This is a genomic window from Acinetobacter sp. 228, assembly GCF_048147885.1.
This window is the reverse complement of sequence record NZ_JAYWYV010000583.1, coordinates 1-1,047: the sequence shown is the minus strand read 5'-3', so window position 1 is coordinate 1,047 and position 1,047 is coordinate 1. Positions and strand designations below refer to the sequence as shown.

At 44.4% G+C, this 1,047-nt stretch carries 1 protein-coding gene; it reads right to left on the bottom strand.

Annotated elements, in window-relative coordinates:
- Positions 1–1,047, bottom strand: a 1,047-nt coding sequence (gene feoB, locus VXQ92_RS21000) for a ferrous iron transporter B (protein ID WP_416683066.1), incomplete at both ends; no start/stop codon positions are given.

Here is a 1,047-nt window from a genome sequence, read left to right as displayed (position 1 = left end):
AACAGATATGCAGTCATAGCTGCAACATGTTTCCATGAACCTGTTTCACGACGTACTGTTGCCAATGTTGCCAAACAATGCGGCGCATAAATGAACCACACTAAAAGCGATAAACCTGTTGCCAACGACCACCCTGTACCATCTGCACTAATTAAATGAGACAAACCTTGTGCTACCGCATCTTCATCGGTCGCCGACAAGGCATATACGGTACCTAATGCAGCGACCACAACTTCACGAGCTGCCATAGCCGGGATTAAGGCAATACAGATTTGCCAGTTAAAACCAACTGGAGCGAATAAAGGCTGGATAAGGTGTCCAAGCATACCTGCGAAGCTGTAATCTATAGCAGGCAATGTCGCCCCTTCTGGTGGTTGTGGGAAAGTACACAAGAACCAGAGCAAAATAGAAAGCGCAAAAATAATGCCGCCGACACGCTTCAAGAAGATCTTCGCACGATCTAACAAACCGATTCCCACACTTTTTAAATCAGGGAAACGATAACTCGGCAGCTCTAGCAATAAAGCGTGTTGAGACTTATCTTTTTGGAAAAATTTCATTAAGAATGAAACACACAGTGCACTCACAATCCCAGCCATATACAGACCGAACAGCACCAGTCCTTGTAGGTTGAAAATACCCCAGACCATTTTCTCTGGAATAAATGCAGCAATCAGCAAGGCATATACGGGTAAACGTGCCGAACAAGTCATTAGTGGCGCAACCATAATCGTTGTAAAACGGTCACGAGGGTCACTAATACTACGCGTTGCCATAATTCCCGGTACTGCACAAGCAAAGCTTGAAAGTAACGGAATGAAAGCACGTCCACTTAAACCAGCTTGAAACATTAATTTATCAAGTAAAAATGCTGCACGCGGTAAATAGCCTGATTCTTCAAGTACTAAAATGAAGAAGAACAAAATTAGAATTTGTGGCAAGAAAACAACTACACCACCAGCACCCGCGATAATTCCGTCAACCACCAGACTATGCAGTAGTGGCTGTGTAATCACAGAACCGACTACTTCACCCAGCCAGCCGAAG